The following is a 544-nucleotide window of genomic DNA, read 5'->3' as shown; positions in this document are numbered from 1 at the left end:
CTTGGCTATTTCGCTTACCAGGGTTGGAGGCACGTAGATATCGGCAACGGCGAGGATTATGTTGTCTTTTCCGTAGAACCTGAGTGGTGGGTTGGGCTTCCCCTCAAGGATGAGCGCCATCGGCGGAATGAATGGACTCTCCACGTAGCCTACCATCTCCATTCCGAGTTCCTTCGCTAAGAAGTTGGCCGCTATGTGGCCGACCAGGCCTATTCCGGGATATCCCTCGATGAGAATGGGGTTCTTTATCTCTGGCAGAACTATCTTGATCGGCTTCCCGTTCTCCATGTTCTCACCCAAGGAAATTTTTAGTTTCTAAAGGTTATTAAAGTTTCGGAGCTCTATTTCCACTGGAAAGGCAAGTCTTAAATAATTCGAGTCTGATTTTTACAGGGTGATGTCCAAATGCCGAGGATAGGTATCATAGGCGGTTCCGGTGTTTACGGCGTTTTTGATCCAGAAGAGACCGTCAAGGTTCACACTCCCTACGGCAGGCCTTCGGCTCCAGTGGAAATCGGGAAGATTGGGGGCGTCGAGGTCGCCT

The 544-nt window shown here is 50.4% G+C and carries 1 protein-coding gene and 1 pseudogene; one reads left to right on the top strand and one right to left on the bottom strand.

Annotation, left to right across the window (positions count from 1 at the left end):
* Window positions 1-288, bottom strand: a 288-nt coding sequence (locus tag E3E42_RS11650) for a PAC2 family protein (protein WP_167904877.1), incomplete at its 3' end; no start/stop codon positions are given.
* A 117-nt stretch (window positions 289-405) separates the two neighbouring features.
* On the opposite strand from E3E42_RS11650, the pseudogene E3E42_RS12050 reads away from it, so the two are divergent.
* Window positions 406-544: pseudogene (locus E3E42_RS12050) on the top strand (S-methyl-5'-thioadenosine phosphorylase); the annotation flags it as partial.

It is taken from the genome of Thermococcus sp. JdF3 (assembly GCF_012027495.1).
In the GTDB taxonomy this organism is placed as follows: Archaea; Methanobacteriota_B; Thermococci; order Thermococcales; family Thermococcaceae; genus Thermococcus.
The sequence above is the reverse complement of the archived record's forward strand: the minus strand, read 5'-3'. Positions and strand labels throughout refer to the sequence as shown.